General features: G+C 65.5%; 3 protein-coding genes. 1 reads left to right on the plus strand and 2 read right to left on the minus strand.

The features are described from left to right. Window positions 1-9: 9 nt before the first annotated feature. The gene (locus tag ASE78_RS04035; protein ID WP_056493566.1) at window positions 10-2,238 is read right to left on the minus strand and encodes a TonB-dependent receptor; all 2,229 of its coding nucleotides are present in this window, start codon (window positions 2,236-2,238) and stop codon (window positions 10-12) included. Window positions 2,239-2,333: 95 nt separating this feature from the next. Here ASE78_RS04035 and ASE78_RS04040 point away from each other — a divergent pair, with 95 nt between their 5' ends. Continuing rightward, the gene (locus ASE78_RS04040) at window positions 2,334-2,960 is read left to right on the plus strand and encodes a TetR/AcrR family transcriptional regulator (protein WP_156351276.1); all 627 of its coding nucleotides are present in this window, start codon (window positions 2,334-2,336) and stop codon (window positions 2,958-2,960) included. A gap of 215 nt (window positions 2,961-3,175) precedes the next feature. On the opposite strand, the gene ASE78_RS18165 is transcribed toward ASE78_RS04040, so the two are convergent. Further along, the gene (locus ASE78_RS18165) at window positions 3,176-3,685 is read right to left on the minus strand and encodes a GrpB family protein (protein ID WP_200910992.1); all 510 of its coding nucleotides are present in this window, start codon (window positions 3,683-3,685) and stop codon (window positions 3,176-3,178) included. Window positions 3,686-3,956 lie beyond the last annotated feature (271 nt).

The raw sequence follows: 3,956 nt of genomic DNA on the forward strand, positions 1-3,956 counted from the left end.
GCGTCCGCCCTAGAACCGCACCTCGAACGTCGCGGTGGCGGTACGCGGCGGACCGTAGTAGCCGATCACCGAATTGCCGAAGAGCGCGCCGGGGAAATTATAGCCCCCCACCCGATAGCGCTGATCGGTCAGGTTGCGCAGCGCCACGCCGAGCCGGTAGCGGCCGCCTGCCGAAATCCAGTTGGCGGCGGCGTTGACCAGCGCATAGCCGTCCTGATCCAGCGCCGGGGTCGGGATTTCGAACAGCGAATAATCGCTGCGCAGCGTCACTTCGGGAGTGATCGACAGCGTGCCGCCGGCGACGTCGGTCGAGGCGGTGAACGAGGCGGCGGCGGTGAATTCGGGGGTGTTCTGGAACACGCGGCTGTTGGCGACGTCGACGGGCGTGGTGCCGCCGCCGACGAACGTCAGGAATTCCTTATAATCGGCATTGGTGTAACCGAACGACACCTGTGCCGAGAAATGGCGCGACGGGACCATGCGGCCCTCGATCTCGAGGCCGTAGATGTCGGCCTTGCCGGCATTGTCGACGAAGCTGGCGATGCCGCCGGCAACGTTGGGCACCTGGATCGTCACCTGCTGATCGGTGTAGCGCGAATAATAGCCGGCGAGGTTCAGGAACAGCGTGCGGTTCAGGAACGCGCCCTTCATGCCGATTTCGGTGCTGCTGATCTTTTCGGGATCATAACCGTTCACCGTCGTTGGCGTGAACACCGCGTCGCCGCGCATGTCGAAACCGCCCGATTTGAACCCCTTGCCCCATGACGCATAGAGGTTGAGGTCGGGGCGCGGTTCATAGGCGATCGAGACGCGCGGGGTGAACTGGTCGAAGCTGCGGTCGTTGGTGTAATCGGTGCGGATCAGCCCCGGCACCGCGGCGGCATTGCCGAACCGGGGTGAGCGGATGCCGGTATAGTTGCGGCGGAACACCGTGCCGGTCTTGTCGTCCTTGGTATAGCGCAGGCCGGCCGAAATCCGCAGCTTGTCGGTCAGGTCGTAGCTCAGGTCGCCGAACGCGGCATAGCTCTTGGTCTTCACCTCGCCGGCGGTCAAGGTGGTGAGGTTCAACCCGCCCAGCACGGTGTCGAACGCGCCGGATGCTTGGGCATTGAGGTAGAACAGGCCGAACACGCCCTGCAACCGGTCGCCCTGCACCAACAGTTGCAGCTCCTGCGTGAACTGCCAGTCGTCGTACTCGGCCGGCACGTCGAGTGTGGGGAGCGCGGTATTGTCGAAATCGATGACGGTGTTGGTGGCGCCTTCGCGGTACGCGCTGATCGATTTGACGGTGAGCGTGTCGGACAGGCCGAACTCGCCGGTCAGCGACAGCCCCTGCGCCACCACCCGGTTGCGATCGCCCACCCCGGCGCGGGTGTCGTAGACGCTGGCGGTCGGCGCGTAGCGCGCGTCGGTGCCGTTGCCGAGCAGGCGGGTGCCGTGGCGCGGGTTCGACCGGTCGAGCGTGCGGTCGCCCGCCAGTCGCACGAACACGCCGTCGCCGGGCGTCCATTCGGCCGAGACGCGCGCGGCCAGCACGTCCTTGTCATATTGATCCGCCCCGGTGGTCAGGTTGGTGCCATAGCCGTCGCGCTTGTAGCGCGCGATCGCGCCGCCGATCGCGAGGCTGTCGGTGAGCGGCACCGTGACTTGTCCGACGAGGTCGAACTGGTTGTACGAGCCATAGGAGGCGCGGGCGGTCGCGGCATAGTCGTTGCCCAGCCGCTTCGTCACATATTTGATCGCGCCGCCGATGGTGTTGCGGCCGTAGAGCGTGCCCTGCGGCCCGCGCAGCACCTCGACCCGCTCGACGTCGAATATGTCGAGCACCGCGCCTTGCGGGCGGGCGACGTACACATCGTCGAGGTACAGCCCGACGCCGGGTTCGAAGCCCCACAGCGGGTCCTGCTGCCCGACGCCGCGGCTGAAGGCGATCAGCGTGGAGTTGGAGCCACGCGCGATCTGGAGCGTCAGGTTCGGCGTCTTGTCCTGCAGCGCGGTGATGTCGACCGCGCCGGTGCGGGTGAGTTGATCGCCGGTCACGACCGACATGGCGATCGGCACGTCGATCACGCTTTCGGCGCGGCGGCGCGCGGTGACGACGATGTCGCCGTCGCCCTGATCCTGCGTGATCGACTGCGCCTCGGCCGGGGGTTTGCGTGGGGTTTCCTGTGCGACGGCCGGCATGGCCATGGCGCTGCCGAGCAGCATGACGGTGCGGATTGCGAACGTGCGGCGCATCAACCTCTCCCTTTTGGACGCCACCCGTTGGTTCGGGTTGTACGTCGTTGCGAAGCGCTATACTGAAAGTCGAACCGGGTTTCAACTTTAACCGGATGGAGAGGCCGAAAATGGCGAGCGAGGCGCACACGCCGGACAAGACGCCGCGTACCGAGCGCGGGCGGCGCACGCAGCGCGCGATCCTCGACGCGGCAGCGGCGGAGTTCGGCGAGAAGGGGTTTCACGACGGGTCGGTCAGCGGCATCACCCGGCGGGCGGGCGTGGCGCTGGGCAGTTTCTACACCTATTTCGATTCGAAGGACGCGGTGTTCCGCGCGCTGGTGGCCGACATGTCGGCGCAGGTGCGCGACCATGTCGCCCCCGCGATCCGCGACGCTGACGGGCAGATCGCGGCCGAGCGCGCCGGGTTGTTCGAGTTCATCCGCTTCGTGCGGGCGCACAAGGAACTGTACCGGATCATCGACGAGGCCGAATTCGTCGACCCGGCCAGCTTCCGCCGCCATTATGCGACGACGGCGGAGCGGATTCTGGCGCGGCTACAGGCGGCGGCACAGCGCGGCGAAGTACGCGCGGACGTGTCCGAGGTCCATGCGTGGGCGATCATGGGGATGAACGTGTTCCTGGGCCTGCGCTACGGGGTATGGGACGAGGATCGCTCCCCCGACGCGGTAGCGGATGCGGTGGCGACCCTGCTGGCCCGCGGGATCGCGCCGGGTTCCTGATTCACGCGGAGGTGCGGAGACGCGGAGGGGGCATGGCGGCGGCGCTTTTCCGATAGCGGTCGTTCCCGTTTCTCCGTCGCACTTTTTGGGAAAGCGAAACCGGGCACCGGTTTCGGGAAAGCAGGACCCGCAGGCAGCCCTCCGCACGATCAACGCCTCCAGCTTCCCACCGCACTTTCGTTTTTGGGAAGGTCCCCACCTCAGGGGATGTTGGCTTAGGGCGTCAGTCTCGACGCGCTTGATCCACGCATCCTTGCAGTCGGCATAGGCGTGGCTGTCGTCCGGATGCAGCAGGCGCATCGGACCTTCTCGGCTTCATACTCCCGAGCCAGCTCCGGCGATTTGGTCAGGTGGTCGCGGAACGCAAGATGACGGCGAAGGGCTGGATCGCCTGCCATGAAGCAATGAAGCTGGATCGAGCGTTGGCCGGTATTCGGGTCATCGAAGGTGCAGTACCGTCGCCCCTCTAGGCCGTAAGAGCCGTGCCATTGATAGCCGAGGGTTTCGAGCGTCGCCCTTTCGGTGTCCAACACATCGAGCGACGTGACCACTGGCATCAGATCGAGCACGGGTTTGGCGGCGATGCCGGGGATCGACGTAGACCCGACATGGTGAACCACATCGATCGAGGAAACGTGCTGTTGCAGCCGATGCGCTTCCTTCGCGGCCAGCAGAGCCCATGCTGGATCGTGAGGGACAAGCCTGACCGGGAATGGTGGTGGCACGACAGCCTCCGAGATTGACCTGACTTCCCGAATACCCGAGTGAAATAGCATCTGGGAAGCCGCTGGCGTTCCCGAAATTCGATCCAGACCGTCCGAAAACGCGTCGCGCGATAGTTCGGCGTGAAGGTCGGCAGGAAATTGCCGAATTTCGGAAGTTTGCCGACTTCTGCACCATAGTTACGGCCAGATGGGTTCTGTGACGGTCATCCCCGCGGTCGTGCCGGGGATACGGCCGCCTGGATCAGGCCTGAACCGCCCGGATCATCCCCGG

The organism is Sphingomonas sp. Leaf25, from assembly GCF_001421635.1.
Taxonomy (GTDB): Bacteria; Pseudomonadota; Alphaproteobacteria; order Sphingomonadales; family Sphingomonadaceae; genus Sphingomonas.